The sequence below is a fragment of the Hymenobacter crusticola genome (genome assembly GCF_002154225.1).
GTDB classification, from domain to species: Bacteria; Bacteroidota; Bacteroidia; order Cytophagales; family Hymenobacteraceae; genus Hymenobacter; species Hymenobacter crusticola.
On record NZ_MTSE01000016.1, the window covers coordinates 40,603 to 62,922 of the forward strand.

The 22,320-nt window shown below is 55.5% G+C and carries 16 protein-coding genes and 1 other RNA gene; 14 read left to right on the forward strand and 3 right to left on the reverse strand.

What is annotated here, in order from left to right; all coding sequences use genetic code 11:
* The first annotated feature begins 364 nt into the window (after positions 1–364).
* The 3 genes from BXP70_RS21690 to BXP70_RS21700 all read left to right on the forward strand — a co-directional run bounded on the left by BXP70_RS21690 (position 365) and on the right by BXP70_RS21700 (position 4,256).
* Positions 365–2,443: a T9SS type A sorting domain-containing protein gene (locus BXP70_RS21690; RefSeq protein ID WP_143436620.1), complete on the forward strand. Its 2,079-nt coding sequence runs from the start codon at positions 365–367 to the stop codon at positions 2,441–2,443.
* A gap of 111 nt (positions 2,444–2,554) precedes the next feature.
* Positions 2,555–3,850, forward strand: a complete 1,296-nt coding sequence (locus BXP70_RS21695; RefSeq protein WP_086596226.1) for a PAS domain-containing protein — start codon at positions 2,555–2,557, stop codon at positions 3,848–3,850.
* Positions 3,851–3,893: 43 nt separating this feature from the next.
* On the forward strand, positions 3,894–4,256 hold the full coding sequence (locus BXP70_RS21700) for a hypothetical protein (protein WP_086596227.1): 363 nt from the start codon (positions 3,894–3,896) through the stop codon (positions 4,254–4,256).
* Between the two features lie 175 nt (positions 4,257–4,431).
* On the opposite strand, the gene BXP70_RS21705 is transcribed toward BXP70_RS21700, so the two are convergent.
* Positions 4,432–5,151 (reverse strand): DUF2306 domain-containing protein, encoded by a 720-nt coding sequence (locus BXP70_RS21705; RefSeq protein WP_086596228.1) that lies wholly within the window; start codon positions 5,149–5,151, stop codon positions 4,432–4,434.
* Positions 5,152–5,432: 281 nt separating this feature from the next.
* Between BXP70_RS21705 and BXP70_RS21710 the strand changes: the two genes are divergently transcribed.
* From BXP70_RS21710 to BXP70_RS21720, 3 genes are all read left to right on the forward strand, one after another.
* Positions 5,433–6,455, forward strand: coding sequence for a N(4)-(beta-N-acetylglucosaminyl)-L-asparaginase (locus BXP70_RS21710; RefSeq protein ID WP_086596284.1), 1,023 nt, complete (start codon positions 5,433–5,435; stop codon positions 6,453–6,455).
* Entirely contained in the window at positions 6,452–7,168 is a 717-nt protein-coding gene (locus BXP70_RS21715; protein ID WP_218779839.1) for a copper homeostasis protein CutC, read from the forward strand. The genes BXP70_RS21710 and BXP70_RS21715 overlap by 4 nt, the downstream gene beginning before the upstream one ends.
* A 158-nt stretch (positions 7,169–7,326) precedes the next feature.
* A complete protein-coding gene (locus BXP70_RS21720) occupies positions 7,327–8,439 on the forward strand; it encodes a PAS domain-containing sensor histidine kinase (RefSeq protein WP_086596229.1) in 1,113 nt (370 codons plus the stop codon).
* 166 nt (positions 8,440–8,605) lie between these two features.
* Here the strand turns inward: BXP70_RS21720 and BXP70_RS21725 are convergent, their stop codons facing one another.
* Entirely contained in the window at positions 8,606–8,833 is a 228-nt protein-coding gene (locus BXP70_RS21725; protein WP_086596230.1) for a hypothetical protein, read from the reverse strand.
* 1,422 nt (positions 8,834–10,255) lie between these two features.
* Between BXP70_RS21725 and BXP70_RS21730 the strand changes: the two genes are divergently transcribed.
* The 5 genes from BXP70_RS21730 to BXP70_RS21750 all read left to right on the forward strand — a co-directional run bounded on the left by BXP70_RS21730 (position 10,256) and on the right by BXP70_RS21750 (position 14,866).
* Positions 10,256–11,116, forward strand: a complete 861-nt coding sequence (locus BXP70_RS21730; protein ID WP_086596231.1) for a glycosyltransferase family 32 protein — start codon at positions 10,256–10,258, stop codon at positions 11,114–11,116.
* Positions 11,117–11,542: 426 nt separating this feature from the next.
* Complete coding sequence (locus BXP70_RS21735) at positions 11,543–11,812, forward strand: hypothetical protein (protein ID WP_086596232.1); 270 nt, start codon at positions 11,543–11,545, stop codon at positions 11,810–11,812.
* 19 nt (positions 11,813–11,831) lie between these two features.
* Positions 11,832–12,173 carry a hypothetical protein gene (locus tag BXP70_RS21740; RefSeq protein ID WP_086596233.1) on the forward strand — a complete coding sequence of 114 codons (342 nt, stop codon included), beginning with the start codon at positions 11,832–11,834 and terminating at the stop codon, positions 12,171–12,173.
* 244 nt (positions 12,174–12,417) lie between these two features.
* Positions 12,418–13,053 (forward strand): hypothetical protein, encoded by a 636-nt coding sequence (locus tag BXP70_RS21745; protein WP_086596234.1) that lies wholly within the window; start codon positions 12,418–12,420, stop codon positions 13,051–13,053.
* A gap of 481 nt (positions 13,054–13,534) precedes the next feature.
* Positions 13,535–14,866 (forward strand): glycoside hydrolase family 28 protein, encoded by a 1,332-nt coding sequence (locus BXP70_RS21750; protein WP_086596235.1) that lies wholly within the window; start codon positions 13,535–13,537, stop codon positions 14,864–14,866.
* A 194-nt stretch (positions 14,867–15,060) separates the two neighbouring features.
* Here BXP70_RS21750 and ssrA read toward each other — a convergent pair.
* Positions 15,061–15,432: a transfer-messenger RNA gene (ssrA, locus tag BXP70_RS21755) on the reverse strand.
* Between the two features lie 133 nt (positions 15,433–15,565).
* Between ssrA and BXP70_RS21760 the strand changes: the two genes are divergently transcribed.
* The 3 genes from BXP70_RS21760 to icd all read left to right on the forward strand — a co-directional run bounded on the left by BXP70_RS21760 (position 15,566) and on the right by icd (position 22,243).
* On the forward strand, positions 15,566–17,638 hold the full coding sequence (locus BXP70_RS21760) for a DNA polymerase III subunit gamma/tau (protein ID WP_086596236.1): 2,073 nt from the start codon (positions 15,566–15,568) through the stop codon (positions 17,636–17,638).
* A gap of 157 nt (positions 17,639–17,795) precedes the next feature.
* Entirely contained in the window at positions 17,796–20,774 is a 2,979-nt protein-coding gene (locus BXP70_RS21765) for a M16 family metallopeptidase (protein ID WP_086596237.1), read from the forward strand.
* Between the two features lie 203 nt (positions 20,775–20,977).
* The gene (gene icd / locus BXP70_RS21770; protein WP_086596238.1) at positions 20,978–22,243 is read left to right on the forward strand and encodes an NADP-dependent isocitrate dehydrogenase; all 1,266 of its coding nucleotides are present in this window, start codon (positions 20,978–20,980) and stop codon (positions 22,241–22,243) included.
* The last annotated feature ends 77 nt before the right edge of the window (positions 22,244–22,320 follow it).

Below are 22,320 nucleotides of genomic sequence, written 5' to 3' on the forward strand. Positions count from 1 at the left end.
GCACTCCCCTTGGCCTAGCCAAGCCACATGCCACTCATTTAATCAACTGAAAATCAATATAATAAATCGCAATAATGATTTATCATACAAATCAATATTGTCCACAAATGAACACACTGTTCGCTAGCGAACAGCCACGCATGCACACAGCGATAGCACGGATAAAAATGGTCACAGCGGCACCACTGTTTTCTGTGGCAGCCTCTTACTGATGGCCAATCACTCGAAGAAGAAATGACCGCCTGGCATCGTAGCCACGCTTGTTTTAGGCGGTTAGCATAGCTCCCATTATGAGAAAGAACAGGCTAGTTATAGTAAAATATAAATATTTGTATTTAATTTGTTGCATATAACTCGCTCTATCATGTTTCACACCACCTTTATACAACAATTTGCGTCTGCTAGCTTCCTTACGCGGGCTCGAGTTCTCTCCTATTGTCAGTTGTTTATTGCGTGGACTGCTATCCTTGCCAGCGTACAAGCCCAAGCGCAATGCTCCACACTGCTGACGGACAACGACGACAGCAGTGACTACACAACCACCGCGCCCAACCAAACGATTTGCGTTGAGGCCGATTCTTTCAGCCGCACCCTAACCGTTAACCACGACGGCTGTACAATCAACTTAGGTCAGAATGTAACCTTTACCGGGCAGATTATCCTAGGCAGCGGAGCGACCAACTGCACCATCAATAACAATGGTTTGATTAGCAACAATTTCAGCGGCAACGGTATTCTTGACCAGGCCAGCAATGTAACGGGCACCGTTTTCAACAACCTGCGCACGATCAACTCCCAAACTATCCGCTTCAGGGCGCCCACCACCATCAACAACGGCAACCTTAGCAGCAAAGAAGCTAGCTGGACGGCCAACTTTTTCAACGCAGCTGATATTACTGCCCCGCTCACCATTACGAACTATGGGGCGTGGAATGGCCAAATAGCTACGCTACCTGGCGGCTCGATCACCAACGTTAGAGGCGCCAACTGGAGCGTATCGATAGCCAGCGTTACGACTAATCCGTTGACCATCATCAACAATGGCACGTGGAGCGGAGGTTATCTTGATGGTGTTGCCAGCAACCTCACGCTTACTAACACGGCTATTTGGTCTACACGAGTCTACACAGGTGTGGCCACTCCTACCCTCACGATTACCAACAGTGGCACCTGGGGCGATATTGGACAAATTGCCACGACGAGTACCCTATCGATCCTTAACACCGGCACCTGGCAGAATGCCTTGTTTTCCAACGTGGGCACCACAACCATCAAAAATGCGGGATCTTGGAAAAACGAGCAAGTTAATTACAGCGGCCCCCTGACCGTGGACCATTCCGGTAGCCAATGGGCAGCAATTCTCACCACTAATAATGCCAGTGCTAGCTCACTTACGGTTACCAATGCAGCTACCTGGGGCAAGGGCATCGACTTTCCGGCCGGGCCTAACGCCTTTACAAACAACGTGGGTGCCACAGCTACTTTCCCGAGCAGCGAAAACCTGAGCTTCAACGGTCCAACGTTGCTCACCAACCACGGTATTCTGACGATTAATGAGTTCGTCTCGCTACCTGGTGGCTCGACCCTCGCGACAACCAGCAGCGGCACCACCAGCATCAACGGCGATGTTGTTAGCAGCGGCGCCCTGCAAAACCAGGGGTTACTTACCATAACGGGCAACCTCACCACTAGCGGCCTGCTGACCAACGCCAATCGGGTGCGCATCGTGGGTGATTTCACTAACAGCGGCATTGTGAACGGCCCAGCTGCCCCGTCGCGGGGCAGCATCCGCGCCACGGGCTACACCACCAACTCTGGCACTTTCGGCGTGACCGGCCAGCTTGACTTCTGCGACGCCGGCATGCCGACCGCAGGCTTCGACAGCCGCGGCGGTGCTATTGGCGACGCTACTAGCTTCTGCTCGGCGACGCCGCTACCGGTGGTGCTCAGCGCCTTCACGGCCACCCGGCAAGCGGGGCAAGTTCGCCTGTATTGGAGCACCGCCCAGGAACTTAACAGCGCTTATTTTGTGATAGAACGCGCGGCCGATGGCTACTCCTTCGTAGCCGTAGCGCAGGTGAACGGCCACGGCACCACCCAGCGAGCCACAAACTACAGTGCCCTTGATGCAACTCCGCTAGCAACTACCAGCTACTACCGGCTGCGGCAAGTAGACGCCGATGGTACCAGCACCTACTCGCCCGTCGCGACGGTGACGGCCGCGACGCCACCACAGGCTAAGCTAGCTCTTATGCCTAACCCGGCACAACGCACTGTCTGGATACAGGGCGCTCAGGCGGGCAACGTCCAGTTGCTGGACGGGGCCGGCCGGATACTACGCACGCAAGCGGCACAGGAACAGGCCCTGGACCTAACCGGCATCCAGCCAGGCCTCTACATCGTGCGCGCAGGCACCCAAACGGCGCGCTTACAGGTGGAGTAGCTAGGTGTTAGCTGCTAGGCCGTAAGCTAGCAGTGAAGCGAAGGCCATTTTGCTGCACTTTTGTGCAGCTAAACCGTAGAATACCGTTCACACCGCTTAGTTGCTTATTGCATGAACGCCGAAGCCGCCTCTGTCGAGTACTTCGATTTATTTCGCGCCCTTCCTGACAAGTATTTACTGCTTTCTCCTGCAGGTACTGTTCTCGCCCTCAACGATGCCCACGCGGCTTCTTCCCTACCCCAGCGTCGCCCAGAAGATGTGCTAGGGTTGGATTTTTTCGACGTGTGGCCCCCCAACTCGGCTGCTGAAGGCGCGGTGGTGCGCCAGTCGCATCAGCAGGTACGTGACACGCACACACCTCATACGATGCCTTTGATTCGCTACGATTTGCCGCTACCCACCGGTGGCTACGAACCTAGGTATTGGCAGGCAACGCATTTTCCGGTCCTCAGCCCCGCGGGCGAGCTACGGTATATCCTGCAAAAAACAGAAGACGTTACGGAGCAGCATTTGGGCGAACTGCGCAACCAGCAAATGCAGCGCGAGCTCGCCGAAACGCACGAGCGCGCCCGCTTTATTTTAGAGTCGGTGCCGGCCATGGTCTGGACAGCTTCTCCAGATGGCCAGCGCGACTACTTCAACGCCCGCTGGCTCGAATTCACGGGGCTGCCCATGGCCGAGCAAGTGGGCGAACAGTGGTTTGCAAGCTTACACCCCGACGACCGCGCCTTGGTACGACAGCGCTGGACCGAAGCAGTTGCCAACACCAGCATTTACCAAGTAGAATACCGCTTGCGACGCGCCGATGGCCACTACCGCTGGGTGTTGATGCGCGGAGTACCGCACCTGAACGAGCAGGGCCAAGTGACCATGTGGGTCGGGGGCGGCACGGATATTCAGGAGCAGAAGCAATTGGTGCAGGAGCTCCTCGAAACCAATGAGCAGCAGGCGGCCCTTTCGGATCAGGCTTACCAAGCCTACCAGGCCGCCGAAGGGCAGCGCGATGCTTTACGGACGCTATTTGCGGAAGCTCCTGCCATGTTCGCTATTTTCCGCGGCCCCGAGCACCGGTTTGAGTTTGGCAACCAACGGTACCTAGCCTTGTTTGAAGGCCGTTATGCCGAAGGCATCCCAGTTGCGCAAGCCGTGCCCGAAGCAGTGGAGCAAGGTTATATTGAACTGCTCGACAAAGTGTACCAAACCGGGCAGCCCGTGAGTGGCAACGAAGTGCCTTTGCTAGTACCCAGCCTCACTGGCACCGAACCCCGCCGAGTTTATCTGAACTTCTCCTACCAACCGTTTCGCGAGAATGGGCGAGTGGCGGGCGTTACGGCTTTTGCCTACGACGTTACCGATTTAGTACATGCCCGCCAGACGCTGGAGCAACAACGCCCTAGTGTGGCCTAGACTTTGTTTTCTTTACCTTTTGACACTAGCACTTTTCTTTTAGATGGATCTTACGACCCTGGATTTTCAACAAGCGAAGATCAAACAGGTGCTATTCAAATCACGGCTGCGCTCGGTGCTGTACGGGGTGCGCGAGCCCGACGCTACACTATTTGCCGTGCGCGACAATCCATTGGGGCAATGGATAGAAACTGTTCTCAAACCCAAGTACGGTATCTCGCCGGAGGTACGCAGCATGGAGCGCCTGCTGCAAGACACGCTCAGCACAGGTCAGTCGCTGGTGCGACAGTATCAGCGGGGGCAAATAGAGGAAGCCCGCCAAGGCCTAGCGCAAGTAGAACGCTGTGCCGAGCAGATTGATGATTTGCTGCTACGCATGTCCCAGCAGGCAGTGGGCATAGCCTAGGCCAATAAACTCTCGCCGCGCTAGCGGCAAGTGGCATCGGGCGCCACTATACTGTCGGCATTTGGAGGCGAGGCAGCCAAAAGCAAAGTGGATAGCGACCTAGCATGTGATACGAAGCGGCTTTTCAGTCCTTAAAATCAGCCTGGAAAGAACGTCATACTCTTTGCGGAGTTCATCATATCCTCTGCGCGGATGTTAGGTTTCCGGCCTGCAACCTGACTTTGTACCGGCGCACTGCTAGCCCAATTAGCACGCTACCCACGAAAGTAGGCGCCATCCAGCCCACGAGGCTCGTCCAGCTAGGTGCCGTTGCCGGCAGCCACCGACCTAGGTTCACAACAATAAACGCGGTGGTAGCGGATATGTAGGAACCGCCCATGCGGGTGAGATGCCGCAACAACCACGGCATCGGAGCGGCAGCTGCGCCGCGCACAGCTACCCACGTATCTTGCCCGGCAAAAAGACAGATCAGGCCGCCGAAAAAGGCGAACAACACCACGTGCAACGCGATGCCCGTGCCCACCATCCCGAGGCCTACCAGCGTGGCCACTGCGCTCAGCCCCAGATCGGTTTTGGCGGGTACGGTACTGCGCCGGCGTGCTGCGCGCCACCCAGTAAAGCTCAAGTAGAAGCTGAGCACAGCCACGCCTGTCAGAAAAAGACGACTTAACGTGAGTGGCTGCAGTAGGCATAGTAGCACGGCCGTGGCCGCCACTACGAGCATGCTATAAGTGTACAGGCGCCCGGCCCGCACGTGCAGCGGTCCGCCTTTGCGACCTAGCATCGGCACCAATCCGGCCAACAGGGCTAGGCTTCCCGCCGCAATGTGGAGCCCCAGCAGGAGGCGTACGGCGGGAGTAGTCGGGGGCAACGAAAACAGAACAGCGTACAGCATGGCGTAATGGCGAAGAGAAGTTGATTGACCGTGAATAGACGAAAGCTCGTGACCTAGCTTTTGCGGAACAACTACCCGTGACTGAAGCGTCGAATAAGTCCGATGAACCGGCACCAGCGGCAAATCATCTGTGCGTGGCGTTTTGGGCGGCAGGCGGGCTAGCTGCGGTGCTGCGTGCAGCCGAGCTTATCCGTGCGTCGTCTCTTCCGCAAACCACCCAATCGTCGTGGTGCTGTCAGAAATTCTTTTCTTTGGGGCTCACTCCCTCGTTTGCTTGCGCTATGCCTACTCGCCGAAAATTTATTACGTCCTCCACCACCGGGCTTGCCCTGCTCGCCGCGGGCCGTTCGCTGGAGGCTGCTAGCTTGCCGCCGGCACCCGCCAAAAAGCCGCTCGTCATTTCCACCTGGGATACGGGATTGGCCGCCAACCTAGGGGCCTGGAAGGTGCTGAGCAAAGGTGGCCGCGCCCTAGATGCGGTAGAAGCCGGCGTGATGGTGACGGAAGACTCGCAAAATTGCTGCGTCGGCTTGGGAGGAAACCCCGACCGAGAGGGCATCGTGACCCTCGACGCCTGCATCATGGATGACCAATTCAACTGTGGCAGCGTGGCCGCGCTGGAGCGCATCAAGCACCCCATCAGTGTGGCCCGGCGCATCATGGAACGCACGCCCCACGTGATGCTGGTGGGTGAGGGTGCCCAGCAGTTTGCCGTGGCCCAGGGCTTTCCACTGGAACCGCAAAAGCTCAGCCCCGATGCCGAAAAAGCCTACCGGGAGTGGCTCAAAACCAGTGAGTACAAACCCGTTGTCAACATCGAAAACACGGGCAACAAGAAGACGGTGGGTCCCGTGGGCGGCGCCAACAACCACGACACGATTGCCATGCTCGCCCAGGATGGGCAGGGCAACCTCAGCGGCAGCTGCACCACCAGTGGCATGGGCTTCAAGATGCGCGGCCGCCTCGGCGACTCTCCCCTCATTGGCTCGGGCCTGTTCGTGGATAATGCCGTGGGGGCCGCCGCCGCCACCGGCCAGGGCGAAGACGTGATCCGGATTGCGGGCTCCCACACGGTGGTGGAGCTAATGCGCCAAGGGCTTTCGCCCAAAGCGGCCTGCAAAGCGGCGGTGGAGCGCATCGCCAAGATCAAGGGCGCCAAAGCCCGCGATATCCAGGTGTGCTTCATTGCGGTGAATGCCCAGGGTCAACACGGTGCCTACGCCCTGCAAAAGGGCTTCAGCTACGCTGTGTGCGACCAAACCAACCAGCAGCAGCTCATCCAGAGCGAATACTTACTCTCGTGAAGCGGATACTGGAAATCTGCGCTAACTCCGTGCAGTCGGCTCGGGCGGCGCAGCAGGGTGGCGCCCAACGTATTGAACTCTGCCAGAATCTGGAGCAAGGCGGCATCACGCCCTCCTACGGCCTGATTCAGCGCGTGCAAGCGGTGCTCACCATCCCGGCATTCGTTCTGATCAGGCCGCGGCCCGGCGGTTTCTGCTACGACGCCGACGAGCAAGCTCTTATGCTCGCCGATGTTGCGGCCTGCCGCGACTTAGGTTGCGCGGGCGTAGTGCTCGGCGCCCTCAATGCTGCCGGGCAAATAGATGAGGCGTGTTGCCAGGCACTTATCGCGGCGGCCGGTTCCATGCAAATTACGTTTCACCGCGCCTTCGATGTCTGCCCCGACCAGGCCCGGGCCCTAGAAACTATCATCGACCTAGGTTGCCACCGCGTGCTTACCTCGGGTGGGCACCCCTCGGCAGTGGCCGGGCAGGAGCAGCTAGCTCGGCTCGTCCGGCAAGCCGCTGGGCGGCTCAGCATCATGCCTGGTGCAGGTATTACGCCTCTCAATGCCCGTGCGCTAGCCGAGCACACGGGGGCACACGAGTTTCATACTAGCGCCAAGCGCCAAGTAATGAGCGCGGCAGCTGCTGTACCAACCGAATTTGACGCGACCCTGCTAGAGTCGGATGCCGCTATCGTGGCGGAGGTAGTGGCGCAGCTAAACTTTTAACTGGCTAATCTGGCAGCATCTGTAAGCCACTGTTCACCCTAGGCTGCGCTTTCCGCAGCATATTCTTGATTGATCATTGATCTGACTCTGCTAATGCGAGCAAGCTATCAATCAATCTATTATCTTTTCCGCCGCACCGCCCAGACCGTCCTCTCCTTATGCCCTTCCCCTCTACTTTCGCCGAGCACTTCCTGCATCAAATGCCCTTTGTGTTCTTCGTGTATGATGTACCCACGCAACACGTGGCGTATGTCAACCTAGCTTACGAACGCATATTAGGCGGGCACTGCGACCAAGTGAATGAAGAACTTCCGGCCCTGCTTGCGCGCGTGCACCCCGATGACTACGAGCATGCCGTCGATTGCTGGCAACGTTGGCGCGCCGGGCGCCTCCAGGAGTCCTTCGAATTGCACCTGCTCACCCCCGACGGTGCCGATCAGTGGCTCTCCGTCACACCTCACCAACTCGCGGAAGCCGCGACGGGCCAGCAAGTGGGTGGCCTAGTGCAGGATATTACCACTACCAAGGTAGCCTTGTGGCACTCTGACAAGTATAACTCCAAGAAGAACACCACCTTAGAAATCCTTTCCCACGACCTCGCCGGCCCCCTAGCCTTGTTGCAGCAGATGAGCGACTATTTTCACGATGCTGCGGCGCCGCTGCAAAATCCTGAGCTGATGCACATGATCGAGCAGATGCGTGTGCTCTGCCGGGATAGTGTTAACCTGATTCGTGATTTTGTAGATCATGAATTTCTGGACTCCGTCAACGTCGAGCTGAAGTGCGAGCGAATCGACTTGGTAGAGAAGGTGCGCCTGATTATGGAAGAGTACCAAGCCTCAGCGGCCGCGCTAGATAAGCACTTCGTTTTTACGCCTGAGGTTGCACTGCTGTACGTCGAAATTGACCAAAACAAATTCATGCAGGCGATCGGGAATCTGCTCTCGAATTCCCTAAAGTTTACCCCCGATGGAGGCACCATTACGTTGCGTATCGCCCACAAGCCAGGAGTAGCCATTGTGACAGTGGCTGATACGGGCGTGGGCATTCCGGCAGCAGTCCAAGCCGGGCTCTTTGAAAAATTCACCCGTGCCCGGCGCCCTGGCCTGCGCGGGGAGCGTAGCACGGGCCTAGGCATGTCCATTATTAAAGCGATTGTGGAGCTGCACCAAGGCCGCATCTACTTCCACAGCCAAGAAGGAGAAGGGACTGTTTTCACCGTTGAGCTTCCCCTGCCGGATGAATCAGCGGCCGCACCGCTTCCGAAGTGAATATCGCAGCCGATGATACACCCAAAGTGGTAGTTCTGTCACGCAAAGGAGTTTTTTATACCAACAAAAAAGCCTCGTCGCTGTAAGACAAGGCTTCGTGTTGTAGGTGCTTACCCACTAATAATATACTTGTTGTCGGCAAGAGTCTTTCGATACAGCGATTAGGCTAGGCTTCTAGTCTCCCGGTTCGGAATGGCCGGGGCTCGGCAGCTGCGCGCAGCGCTTGCACTTGGGTCCAGCTTAGTTCGCCATCCACATATCGTGTCAAAAGCGTTGTCACGTAAGCAGATAGCTTGCTATAGCGGGCCGGATTAGTTGCCTGCATCTGCTGTAGCACGTAGGCCCGCTGCGCCGAAGTTTGGGCATCGGGACCGTATTTAGGGTCGTAACTCATCGCTTCACGCACGAAAGGAACCACAGGTGAATTTCTGTAAATAGTGAATATTAAATATATATGGCATTGAATTTGTATTTCCTAGCCCAGAAGCACGCTCTCAGGTGCTTGGTATGGTAAGTAAAAGCCTCAGCTCCTTGGTTGAGGCTTTTCTGCTTTTTACCGCCTTTCGCTAAGAGGCAGGCAGAAACAGGGCACTAGGCAAGGCAGCGAGTGCACCACCCAAATCTCCTACCAGCAGGCCGCCTATTAGCACAGCCGTGCCGGCTAACAATGCATATTGCCCTACCTCCCCGGCGACGAATTCTCCATCGATCGTATAGTAACCACAAGGTGCTTCAACGGAGCAGCTTGATTTGGTAGGTGCAATCTTATTCATGTGCGAGGGCAGCTTAAGCGGTTTTACTACTTAAAAGTACTATCCTATGCACCTAGGCAAAAGGCGAAAAACCTTTGAAATGTGACTATAAATTTTATAATATATATTACTTATTATATAAATACAAAGTCCTCAATTTGCTGGCGTTCAGTCTTTATGCGAAAAGAAGCTCGCGCAAAGCAAGCTCATTTGTGACTAGCTCCTGCTGAGCAAAGCCGAACGCAATAGCCGAAAAGGAGAGCTATAACGTAGCCTACTCCCCCTTTCGCATACCGATGGTACTACTCCCTAGCTCACAAGTCCAACTCACTGGGTTCTGGCTAAGCAGTGTTTTTTGACGTGCAGCAAACGTTCGGTGCGCTAAGTTACCTCAACGACCTAGATAGGTCCTTGCTAAGGATAAAAATACGCAGCAGGCAACGCTATTTCACGGCGCGTGCTCGTAAGCCAAACCCTTTTGAAATCCGGCAGATTAATATTTTGTAAAACTTAATTTATAAATATTTGTTATTTATTATATATAAGTTATATTTGTACTCGTTATAGTTATGCGCATCAGCGCTCCTCTTGAAAACAGAAAGCCCGGCTAGTGGAGTAGCCGGGCTTTTTCGTGCGCTCCAGTACAGCTTTTTTCAGCTAGCGCACAAACTAAGCGAGTACAATAATGCGGTAACGAGCTTCCTAGTAGGCGCTAGCTTTGCGATTTGCCTCCGCTCAGAACGCTAAAATCATGAGTACCAAGGAGCAGGTGTAGCACCCGCGTAGCAATACTTAATTTAGAATTAATATCAAATAGTATACTTGCGCCGTACTTTAACGCTTGTTTTAGCCGAACAGCGCCCTTCACCTCCTTGCTGAGCTAGGTATCTCGGCAGGGGCTTTCTTGGTAATAGATAATTATTCAAGGCGTAGCGCACACAAGCAAAGTACTTTTAAGCGCTTGTCTGACCTCGTCTTTTCCGCTCTTTGCCTCCTCCCACGAATAAGCAATCGTACACTTGCTTGCGATTACCGAATCTTTCTCACTTCGAACGGGACTTATTATGAATCAGACGTCTGCTCCTTCTACCCCCATCAGTAGTCTTCTGCAACCGCGGCCTACGGCTACGGGCTCGGGGATTCCCCGCATTATTCACCAGACGTTTATGTCGAAAAAGCTACCAGCCGAGCTGCAAGAGAACGTAGACAGTCTCAAGCGGCAAAATCCGGGGTGGGTGCATCGGCTGTATGATGATGCGGACATTGTGGCCTTCATCCGCGACCAGTACGGGCCGGAGATTTTGCACTACTACGAACGAATCAACCCACGCTACGGCGCCGCGCGGGCCGATTTGTTTCGCTACTTATTGCTGTACCACTACGGCGGGGTCTACCTCGATATCAAGAGTACTTGCACGGGCCCGTTGGACAACTTCTTGCAGCCCGACGACCAGTATGTGTTAGCACACTGGCGTAACAAGCCCGGCGAGCAGCACGCGGGCTTCGGCCAATCGGAGGAAGTAGCGCATCTGGACGGTGGCGAATACCAGCAGTGGCATATTGTGGCGGCCCCGGGTCACCCTTTCCTAAAAGCGGTGCTAGAGACGGTGCTGCACAACATCGATCAGTATCGCCCCTGGCGGCAGGGCACGGGTGGCATTGGCGTACTACGACTCACCGGTCCGCTCGCTTACACGCTGGCTATTCACCCTTTGCTGCCGACGGCCCCCCACCGCATCGTTCCCAACGAAACAGCTCTTGGCTTGCAATACTCGGTTTATAAAAATGGCTCGCACCGCACCGTGTATAAAAGCAACTACGGCCGCCTCACGGAGTCCATCGTGCAGTTAGATCGAACCGATCAGGTTTGGGCTAGCCTGTACAGCGCGGCCAAGAAAAGCAAACACCTGTTGTTTGGCCAATAACCCGCAGCACCGCCTCGGCGCTATTCATTTTTCTGCAGAAAGAAAGCCCCTTTTCGCGGCCAGTGAGAGGGGCTTTCTTTTTCGCGGAACAACCTAGGGTGCTGGCGGCTCTTTTATCATGACAGCAGCCGCCAGCCGGCCCGTAAGCGCAAATAGTGCGTTCGGCGTAGCTTCCTGGCTGCACCCATCAGCTAGCAAGAAGCTAGTGCAAGGCATAGAAGCTTGTCAATCAGCGAAGGAAGCTAGGTAGGCTCGCCTACTTATTTTAGAAAGTACTCTGGCCTGAATGAACTTAACATCACGGGCATCGCTTGACCCCAGTACCAGCCCTCGCTATTAAGCGACGGCGCTGGCTGGCCTAGCTCATCCGGTCTACTCGCTTTGCGCACTGCCAGTTGGTGGTGCGGCCTCCACCGGTTTGTTTGCATGTCCTCCCCCTACCAGCCTTCCGCCGAACTACTGCTAACGTTTGGCTTTGCTCGTTATGCCTCTCCTCCGGGGCAAACACGTTATAGCCGAGCCAGTGACTGCGGTCAGGAAACCCTCATCGTGTACGAAGACGCCGAGCTAACCTTGTTAGAGGTCGTTCAGGGGCAGCTACTCTACAGTTTTCAGGGGCGGGTAGCTTCGGAAGCCGAATTCCGCGTGTTGCTGCGCCAGGTGAACTGGTCGGCAGAAATATCTCCTACGCTCTAACTATTTCGCTTTGCTGACCATGACCGATCCTTACCTGCGGAGCCTAGGCTTCGTCCCTACCAATGAAGAGCGCGACACGGCGCGGCCATCGTTCAACCAAGCGTGGCGCTACCGGCACAACCAGCAAGCTCAGGATGGAGCATTGCTATTCATTGAGCATCCTTTCGGCCTTAGCGCCTGCCGGCTCAGTCAGCTGGAAGCGCCACTGGCCGCCCAAGATGTAGTAGCGACGGTATCGTTGCTGGATCAACCGGCCTTGGAAACAGCTATTGAGTCTTTTTTCACTGCGCATGGCGGACGCAGCACAGTTGCGTCGCGTGCAGTCTCGCAGCCGTTTCGCCCCTTTCGCCGTCCGCTGTAGTACCTAGGTCAAGGCCGCTACGCGGCGGCCTTGCACCGCTAAGGCAACCTTTATGGGCTGCACTATTTATTGTTGATTAACAAGAGCTAGGTTTGTGCAACGAACTGACGGGACAGCTTTTGCCTGTAAGCGAAAGGAAAGAGCTGCTCACTTTGTGCGAGGCTATTTGCACAAATAAGGAAGCCACGCGGTAAACTGGCACAGTATTGCTTTTCCTGGCAAGGACTATCCTTGCTACCTCGCTATGCTGCGTCTTCTGTGCTTCCTGTTCGTGTTCGGTTCCCTGTCTGGGCAGGCTCAAGTTGTTTCCTCCCACCCCACCGCCGTCGCCCACGGAGAAATTGAATTGCCGCGTACCTCCGACACGCACCAGGTTGCGTACCATGAGCAGGTACTGCTACGAGGTCAGACCCAAGCGAAGCTTCACGCGCGCGGGATGCAGTGGCTTGGCCAGTATTCTCAGTTGCCTGCGCGCCAAGAGCACGCACGGCCTCAGCCGCAAGCAAGCATAAGCAGCCCCGGTGCACAGGAGTATGAGTTACAAGTGCAAGGGCTCCGTATTCCCTACAAACTACATTACCTCGTCGCGCTGAACACCGCCGAGGGAAGCTACCGCTATACTATCACGAACTTCACGGTAGAACTTTATCCCGACCAAGAGCACTCCCAATCGGCATTCATTCCGATGGAGAAATATTTAGACGCGGTTTTCATTCCGCACAGCAACGAAGAACAGCTGGTAGCACAAATCAAGCAGCACGTAGAGGATTGTGCCCATACGGTAAGCGAAGGACTAAAACAGGCCATGCGGGGCACCTCTGGCGAAGCGGCCATGCTTCGTCCGGGCACAGGCGCCACCCAAGCTAGGTTGCGTAGGTAACATTGGCTCGTACGTACAAAAGGCCTGCACTGATGTACCTCTACTTCTATCTATTAGGGCCCTACAGAATCGTTATTTAAGGCAAGGAACACAACTCTAAAATACTTATCAACAACGTTATCCACACGCTGTTGATAAGTATTTTAGCCTATATACTAATCTTAATAGCACAAGCACAGCATTTATCGCTGTGCTCTTTACAGGCTGACGTAGTAGGTTAGTATGCCCTCAGCGGCTCAGTATTCGACCTAGCTACTATTCTACCAATACCTAGGTTCCTGCAGGTATCCGTGCCTAGCATGATGCTACTTTGCTGCCACAAGAAGGCAACTTGGAGGGTAGGCTTTGGCAGAGCTAGGAACAGATGTAGTGGGCAATGCCTGATAATTCAACATCGTTGACAGCTGAAATCAGGTAACTACAGAACGGTGCTCCCGCAGCAAAGCTGCTTCTTTGCGCTGTTCATTCTTCTGTTCGTCTTATGAAAGTTCTTGTTGCGCTGCTCCCGCTTGGGCTAGCTGCATTCTCCCTGTCTTTCTCTCCCGACGTTGCCCCGCCGAAAGCAGCTGCACCTAAAGAGTACGTCATCACCCAATTTGGAGCGAGCACTGATAGCACGCAGCTGAATACCAAAGCTATTCAGCGGACCATCGACCAGGCCAACGCCAACGGAGGCGGCACGGTGGTTATTCCGAAAGGGGTATTTCTAAGCGGAGCCTTGTTTTTCAAACCGAATACCCAGCTGCGGTTGCAGGAAGGCGCTAAGCTTAAAGGCTCCGATCAGATTGCCGACTATCCCTTAGTTCCGTCGCGGATGGAGGGCCAAAAGCTGGATTACTATGCGGCGCTTGTCAATGCGTACCAGGTGAACGGCTTTCGGGTGACGGGTCCCGGTACCATCGATGGCAACGGGCTGCGGTTCTGGAAAAGCTTCTGGGCGCACCGCGACTCCATGCAGAAAATCGGCAAGTCGTCTACCAACCTAGAAGTACACCGGCCCCGGCTGCTCTTTATCTGGGACTGCAACAACGTAACCATCGAGAAGGTAAAGCTGCACAACTCCGGCTTCTGGACCACGCACTTATACCAGTGCAATAATGTGCTGATAGACGGCTGCGATATTCGGTCGCCGTTTCGGCCAGTGAAGGCGCCGAGCACCGATGCCGTGGATATTGATGTGTGCAAGAAAGTTACTATTCGCAACTGCTATATCTCCGTCAACGATGATGGCATCGTTATGAAAGGCGGTAAAGGACCCAATGCCCAAAATCTCCCGGAAAACGGTCCGATCGAAGACGTGTTGGTGGAGAATTGCACCTTTGGGGAAGTACACGCCAACCTAACCTGCGGCAGTGAATGCATCCACGCCAATCGCATCACGATGCGCAACTGCAAAGTAGAAAACGACCGGCCGCTGTTGCTGTTCAAGATGCGCCCCGATACGTACCAATTGTACGAGAACATTACCATCGAAAACGTAACTGGGCGCTGCGGCACCCTCGTCACCCTCTCGCCCTGGACGCAGTTCTTCAACATGGCAGGTAGCACAGAAAAGCCCTTCGGCACGATTCGCAACATTACCCTTTCCAAGATCAAGGTGAAATGCAAGCAGTTCGCGGTCTTGGATGGCAACCCCACTGATAAGGTGTCGAATATCACATTCAAAAACGTGGAGGCTACGGCCGAAACAGCCACCTTCCCAAACAAGTACGCAGACGTAAAATTTGACCACGTCACCCTCAACGGGGCGCCCTTGAAGGCATCCCAAGCAGTTCAGAAAGGGGCAGCGGTGACTCCCTTAAAACCCGACTAAAGGATCAGCGCCAAGCCAATTAGGCACGTTAGCTAGGTAGCTGCTACACGGCAAAGCCTAGGTCATACTGCTTACTCGCCGCACTCAAAACTTCTTTTCTAAGCAGTAAACAAGACGGAACCGTTCACAGCCTTACCCCCACTGGTACCCCAGAAAAAAAGAAAACCCCGCTCCTGATTCAGGAGCGGGGTTTTCTGTGGAGCTGCAGGGATTCGAACCCTGGTCCAGACAAGGAAGCCGTCGAGCTTTCTACGTGTGTATCTATGCTTGAATTTTCGTGGCAACCCGGGCGCACATCAGGCCTATAGGTTACCCTTATCTGCTTGAGTTTCGCCTTGATGTCGCAGTGCCACCAAGACTATCCCCTTACTTACGACGCCCCGTACTCACCCGTGAAAGGGAAGACGGATGCGGGACGATGGCATTACTTAGTACCTAGACTAAGCAGCCATGGCGTAGCTATACTCGCCATTTATTGTTTGGGCGATTTTTTCACAGGAGAGCTTCGTCCAACTCCTGACACGCTTACTCGCGACCTGCACAAGCTGTCAATTCCGGTCAGCCCCAAATTTGAAAGAACGGTTCCCGCCACAAGTAGCGGGGTGCAAATGTACGCATTCAGGAGTAGAAACGTTACGCTGGCTTAATTTTGTTCCCTTCCAAAGCCCGCCTTTTTGGGGTATCTTTGTAGGAAGAACTATGGAGAATTTCGTCGTTTCGGCCCGTAAGTATCGTCCCGCCACCTTCCGTAGCGTGGTTGGGCAGCAGCACGTGACTACCACGTTGCAGAACGCTATTGTCAGTCATCACCTAGCCCAAGCTTTCCTCTTTTGTGGTCCGCGCGGTGTGGGCAAAACTACCTGCGCGCGTATTCTGGCCAAGACCATCAACTGCACCAACCTCACGCCAGAAGCCGAGGCGTGCAACGAGTGTGAGTCGTGCCGGGCGTTCAATCAGAACGCCTCCTTCAACGTGCACGAGCTGGATGCGGCTTCCAATAACTCAGTCGAAGATATCCGCTCCTTAGTGGAGCAGGTGCGCTACGCCCCGCAGGCAGGCCGCTACAAGATCTACATCATCGACGAGGTGCACATGCTCTCCAACGCGGCCTTCAACGCCTTCTTGAAGACCCTGGAAGAGCCGCCGAGCTACGCCATTTTCATCCTGGCTACCACTGAGCGCCACAAGATCATCCCCACGATTTTGTCGCGCTGCCAGATCTTCGATTTCAATCGCATCCGCGTCGAGGACATTCGCAAGCACTTGCGCTACGTAGCAACGCAAGAGCACATTGCCGCCGAAGACGATGCTCTGCACCTGCTCGCTCAGAAAGCCGATGGCGGTCTGCGCGATGCTCTGTCCATGTTCGACCAGATGGTGACCTTCTCGGGTCATAATCTGACCTACAAGGATGTGGTGCAGAACCTGCACGTGCTCGACTACGAGTACTACTTCCGCCTGGTAGACGCGCTGCTCACGGAAAACCTTTCGGCGGCCCTGCTGCTGCTGGATGAGGTGATGCAGAACGGCTTCGACCTCCACAACTTCGTGGTGGGTGCAGCTGAGCATCTGCGCGGCCTGCTCGTGTGCAAAGACACCGTGACGGTGCAGCTGCTGGAAGTGTCGGAAGGCATACGAGCGCGCTACGTGCAACAGGCCCAGGCTTCTCCCCTAGCCTTCCTGCTCTCGGCCCTGAACCTGGTGAGCCAGTGCGACCGGGAGTTTAAGCAAGCCAAAAACCAGCGCCTCCACGTGGAGCTTACGCTGATGAAGCTAGCTTACCTCAATGGCGCCGTGCAGTTTGCCCGCGACCTAGGTACCAGCAACGGCCACGCCACTAACGGCGAGGCTAAAAAAAAAACTAGCGTAGAAACGGGTGCGCCCGTTGCAAGTGCACCTGCTCCAGTACCTAGCGTCCCGGTGGTTGGTGCTGCACCCGCAGTCGAGTCGGCTCCGAGGGTAGCACCACCAGTGGCGGCCCCGGCTCCACGGCCGATGGCTCCGCCCCAACCTGTTGCGCCTAGGCCGGTGGCAACTGTTTCCGCTCCTGCCGCGCCGGAGGAAAGCGTGCCGGTGGAGAGCGGCGTGGAAGAGCTGCACGAAACGCCCAGTATCGAAGACGAAGAGGCCGATATTCCAACGGTTCACCACCAAGTCGTCGATACGAGCCCGCACGTCGATATTGGCGCGCCGAGCGTAGCCGGCCACGAACCGACCACCACGCGGTTGCCCCCGCCCCCGCCGGGTATGCAGAAGCCACTGCCTACCACGGCCAAGCTGCCAGGCCTAGCTTCCAAGATTCCGAGCCTGAAGGATTTGAAAGCGCAGGTGACGCAGCAGATGAGCGCGGCCAAGGCCACGCCCGTAGCCGACGATGAGCCGAGCGGCCCCGTAACGGGCTTGCCGGTCATCGATGAAGAAGTCCTTCAGAAAGCTTGGAACGATATCAAGGAGGACCGACGTGCCCAGGACCGCATGAGCGAATACATCGTGCTGAACCGGCCCGTGACGGTGGATGATCAGCACGTCATTCGCTTGGCCGTAGACAACCCCATCCAAATCGATCAGTTCAACGCCTTCCGCAGCGAGTTTCTGACCGAGCTGCGCCAGCGCACGGGCTACCCACGCCTGAACGTGCATCCGGTGCTCATGGAGCAGGCGCCAACGGCCCGCAAGCTCTACACCTCGGCGGATAAGTTTGAGTACCTAGCCGATAAGTTTCCCATCCTGTTGGATATGAAACAGAAGCTAGGTCTGGACACGGACTTTTAAGAAAAGAGTGCCTGAGCGGCTGAGTGCCTGAGTGATGTTGGACAACGTTCACTCAGGCACTCAGCCGCTCTTTGCTTAGCCTCAGCTTTTAATTCCAAGGCCTACCCAGTATCTTTGATTTCTTATTGCCCTGCCCTATTTCTGCTCCGGAACTTCCGTGAAAAAACCCTTTCGACTTCTCTTTCCAGCCCTTGCGGCGCTTGGGTTGACCACCCAATGCCAGACCAGCAAACCAGCTGCTCCCACCACCTCGACAGCGCCAACGGCCGCCTCGCAGGCGCCGGTTCTGAAAGCGAAGGAATACAAATACGAAACCGTTGCCAGCGACCCGCTCAAGGCGCGCATCTACACCCTCGACAACGGGCTGACGGTTTACCTCTCCGACTACGAAGACGCTCCACGCATCCAGACGTATCTGGCCGTGCGTGCCGGCTCCAAAAACGACCCTAGCACAGCCACGGGCCTAGCGCACTACCTGGAGCACATGGTGTTCAAGGGCACCTCAAAGCTAGGTACCCAAAACTGGCAGGCCGAAAAGCCGGAGCTTGATAAGATTGAAGCACTCTACGAACAATACCGCGCCCAAACCGACCCGGCCGTTCGCAAGAAGCTGTATCACCAGATTGACTCCGTTTCGAGCGTGGCGGCCAAGTACGCCGTGGCCAACGAGTACGATAAGGTGATGGGCGCCATCGGGGCGAAAGGCTCCAACGCCTATACCTCGGTGGAACAGACAGTATATCAGGAAGATATTCCGTCGAACCAAATTGAGAAGTGGGCTGCTATCCAGAGTGAGCGGATGCGCGAGATGGTGCCGCGCCTCTTCCACACCGAGCTAGAAGCCGTGTACGAGGAAAAGAACCGGGGCCTCGACAACGACTTTTCGAAGGAATACGAAGCCTTGAATGCTAGCCTCTACCGCAAGCACCAGTACGGCACCCAAACCACCATCGGCACGATTCAGCACTTACAGAATCCGTCGATTACGGAGATTAAGAACTACTTCGGCAAGTACTACGTGCCCAACAACGTGGCGCTTTGCCTGAGCGGCGACCTGGACTACGACCAGACCATCCGCATCATCGACAAGTACTTCGGGCAGTTGCCAAACAAGCCGGTACCTAGCTTCACCGTCGCGAAGGAAGAGCCGATTACGGCGCCCATCGTGAAGGAAGTGGTGGGACCTAGCTCCGAAAACGTGATGATCGGCTTCCGCTTCCCCGGCACGGCTTCGAAGGATGCCAACGTGCTGCGTATGATCGACAAGATCTTGACGAACGGGCAAGCCGGCCTCATCGACTTGAACCTGAACCAGAAGCAGCTCGTGTTGCAGGCGGCCTCGTTCACGGACCTTAACAACGACTACTCGTCGCATATTCTGTACGCTACGCCGCGCCAGGGCCAAAAGCTGGAAGCCGTGCGTGACTTGCTGCTCGCCCAGCTCGACCAGGTGAAGAAGGGCAACTTCCCCGATTGGCTTATTCCGGCCATCATCAACAACGAGCAGCTGCAACGCACCAAGAGCTACGAGAGCAACGAGGCTCGCGCGGGTGCTTTCGTGTCGGCGTTCATTGCCCGCGAAGATTGGAAGGATTACCTGAAGCAAATCGACGACTTCTCGGAAATCAAGAAGGCAGATGTGCTGCGCGTGGCCAACGAGTACTACGGCAACAACTACGCCCTCGTGTACAAGCGCACGGGCAAGGACACCAGCACGCCTAAGGTGATTAAGCCGGCTATTACGCCCGTACCGGTGAACCGCGAAGTGGCGTCGACATTCTACAAGGAAGTAACCGCGTTGCCCACGCCGCCGCTGGAGCCCGTGTTTCTGGATTACAAAAAGGATATTCAGGAGCTAGCTCTCAAGCCGGGTCTGCCGGTGTTCTACACCAAGAACACCGAAAACAACCTGTTCAACCTGTTCTATGTGCTGGACATTGGCACGAACAACGACCCCAAGCTAGGTTTGGCCGCCGACTACCTGCAATACCTAGGCACCGACAAATACACGGCCGCTCAGCTTCAGCAGGAGTTCTACAAGCTAGGTTGCTCTTTCGGCGTATCGAGCGGCCAAGACCGCGTGTTCGTGAGCCTCAGCGGCCTCGACAGCAACTTTGAGCCGGCCTTGCAGCTGTTTGAAACGTTGCTAGCTAGCCCCAAACCCGACGCACAGGCGCTGAGCGCCATGGTGGCGGGTGTGCTGAAGTCGCGCCAGGATGCCAAGCTCAACAAGCAGGTAATTTTGAGCCAGGCGATGGTGAACTACGCCAAGTACGGCCAAAAAAACCCGTTCACGAGCCAACTTTCCGAGAAAGAGCTAAAGGCCCTGAAGCCTGCTGACCTCACGGCGCTGACCAAGAAGCTGACCAGCTACCAGCACCGCATTCTGTACTATGGTCCGCGCCAGACGGATGGCTTACTAACGGTGCTTAACACCGGTCACCGTATCCCGGCTAAGCTCACCCCTACCCCGCCGCAGAAAGACTTTGCCGAGCAGCCCATGAAGGACCGCAAGGTGTATTGGGTAGACTACAATATGGTGCAGGCCGAAATCCTGTTCCTGACCAAAGGCGACGTGTACGACAAGAGCTTGGTGCCAACGGTGAGCCTCTACAATGAGTACTTCGGGGGCGGCATGGGTAGCATCGTGTTTCAGGAGTTGCGTGAAAGCAAGGCCCTAGCTTACTCGGCTACGTCGCGCTACGCAAACGCCGACAAGCAAGGCCGCTCCAACTACCTACTCTCCTACATCGGAACGCAGAACGACAAGTTGCCCGAGGCCATGGCCGGCATGGAAGCCTTGCTCACGGATATGCCGATGGCCGAAGCCAACCTGCAAATCGCTAAAAATGCTATCCGCAACAGCATTGCCACGGAGCGCATCACCAAGTCGGACGTGCTGTTCAGCTACGAGCGCGCCAAGCGCCTCGGGCTCGACTACGATGTGCGCCGCGACGTGTACGAAAAGACTCAAAACATGAGCTTCGACGACCTAAAGAAGTTTCAGCAAGCTAAAGTGAAGGGCCAAAGCCAAACCATTTTGGTCATTGGCTCGAAGGATCGTTTAAACTTTAAAGAGCTGGCCAAGTATGGTCAGGTACAACAACTTACCCTAAAAGAGATTTTTGGGTATTAACCTTAGTCCCCAGCCTCCCACAAAAAAGGACACTAGAGCTAGAAACGAAGCTAGCTCCCCTCCTTAAAAAAGGAGGGGAGCTAAAAAATTAGATACTAGTTTCTCTCTTGTTTGAGGAGGAGGCTTGGGAATGAGGACTCACAGAAAACTTATTCATCACTCTATTAATACCGTCACCTAATACCTGACGCGACCTTTTTAAAATGGCAGGACAAAAGATCACCATCAAAGACGGCAAGCTGAACGTTCCCGACCAACCCATCATTCCCTTCATCGAGGGTGACGGCACGGGGCCAGATATTTGGGCAGCTTCCGTACGCGTACTCGATGCCGCAGTAGAGAAAGCCTACGGTGACACGCGTAAGCTGGTGTGGAAAGAGGTGTTGGCTGGCGAGAAAGCATTTAAGCAAGTCAACAACTGGCTGCCAAACGATACGCTGGAGGCATTTCGCGAGTATTTGGTGGGGATTAAAGGTCCGCTGACGACTCCCGTGGGTGGTGGTATTCGTTCGCTGAACGTGGCCTTGCGCCAGGAGCTAGACCTGTATGCGTGCGTGCGCCCGGTGCGCTGGTTTGAAGGCGTGCCGTCGCCGGTGAAGCGCCCCGAGCTCACGGACATGGTAATCTTCCGCGAAAACACCGAAGACATCTACGCGGGTATTGAGTACATGAACGGCACTCCGCAGGCGCAGAAAATGCTCGAATTCCTGCAAGACGAGATGAGCGTAAAGAAAATCCGCTTTCCCGAAACCTCGTCGTTTGGCATCAAGCCGGTGTCGAAAGAGGGCACGGAGCGGCTGGTGCGCGCGGCCATTGAGTACGCCATCGAGCACAAGAAGCCTTCGGTGACCATCGTGCACAAGGGCAACATCATGAAGTTCACGGAAGGTGCCTTCAAAACCTGGGGCTACGAGCTAGCCGAGCGCGAGTTTGGCGACAAAGTGTACACCTGGGCGCAGTATGACAAAGTGCTAGCCAAGCAAGGCCAGGAAGTAGCTGATGCCCAGCAGAAAGCAGCCCTCGACGGCGGCAAGATCCTCATTAAGGACAGCATCGCCGATGCCTTCCTCCAGCAGATCCTGCTCCGCCCCGCCGACTACTCGGTAATTGCCACCCTGAACCTAAACGGCGACTACATCTCCGATGCCCTGGCCGCCATCGTGGGCGGCATCGGTATTGCGCCGGGTGCCAACATCAACTACGCCACCGGCCACGCCATCTTCGAAGCAACCCACGGCACCGCGCCCAAGTACGCCAACCAAGACAAAGTAAACCCCGGCTCGGTGATTCTGTCGGGCGCCATGATGCTGGAATACCTAGGCTGGCAGGAAGCCGCCGACCTCATCTACAAAGGCCTCGAAGCCGCTATTGCCGCCAAGCGCGTCACCTACGATTTCGAGCGCTTGATGGAAGGCGCCACCCTGCTGAAGACCTCGGAGTTCGGGGATGAAATTATCAAGGATATGTAATACATTGGCTTAGGCCAATTACAAAAGAACCCCGCGTTGGCTGTGAGGCTGGCGCGGGGTTCTTTTGTAATTAAAAA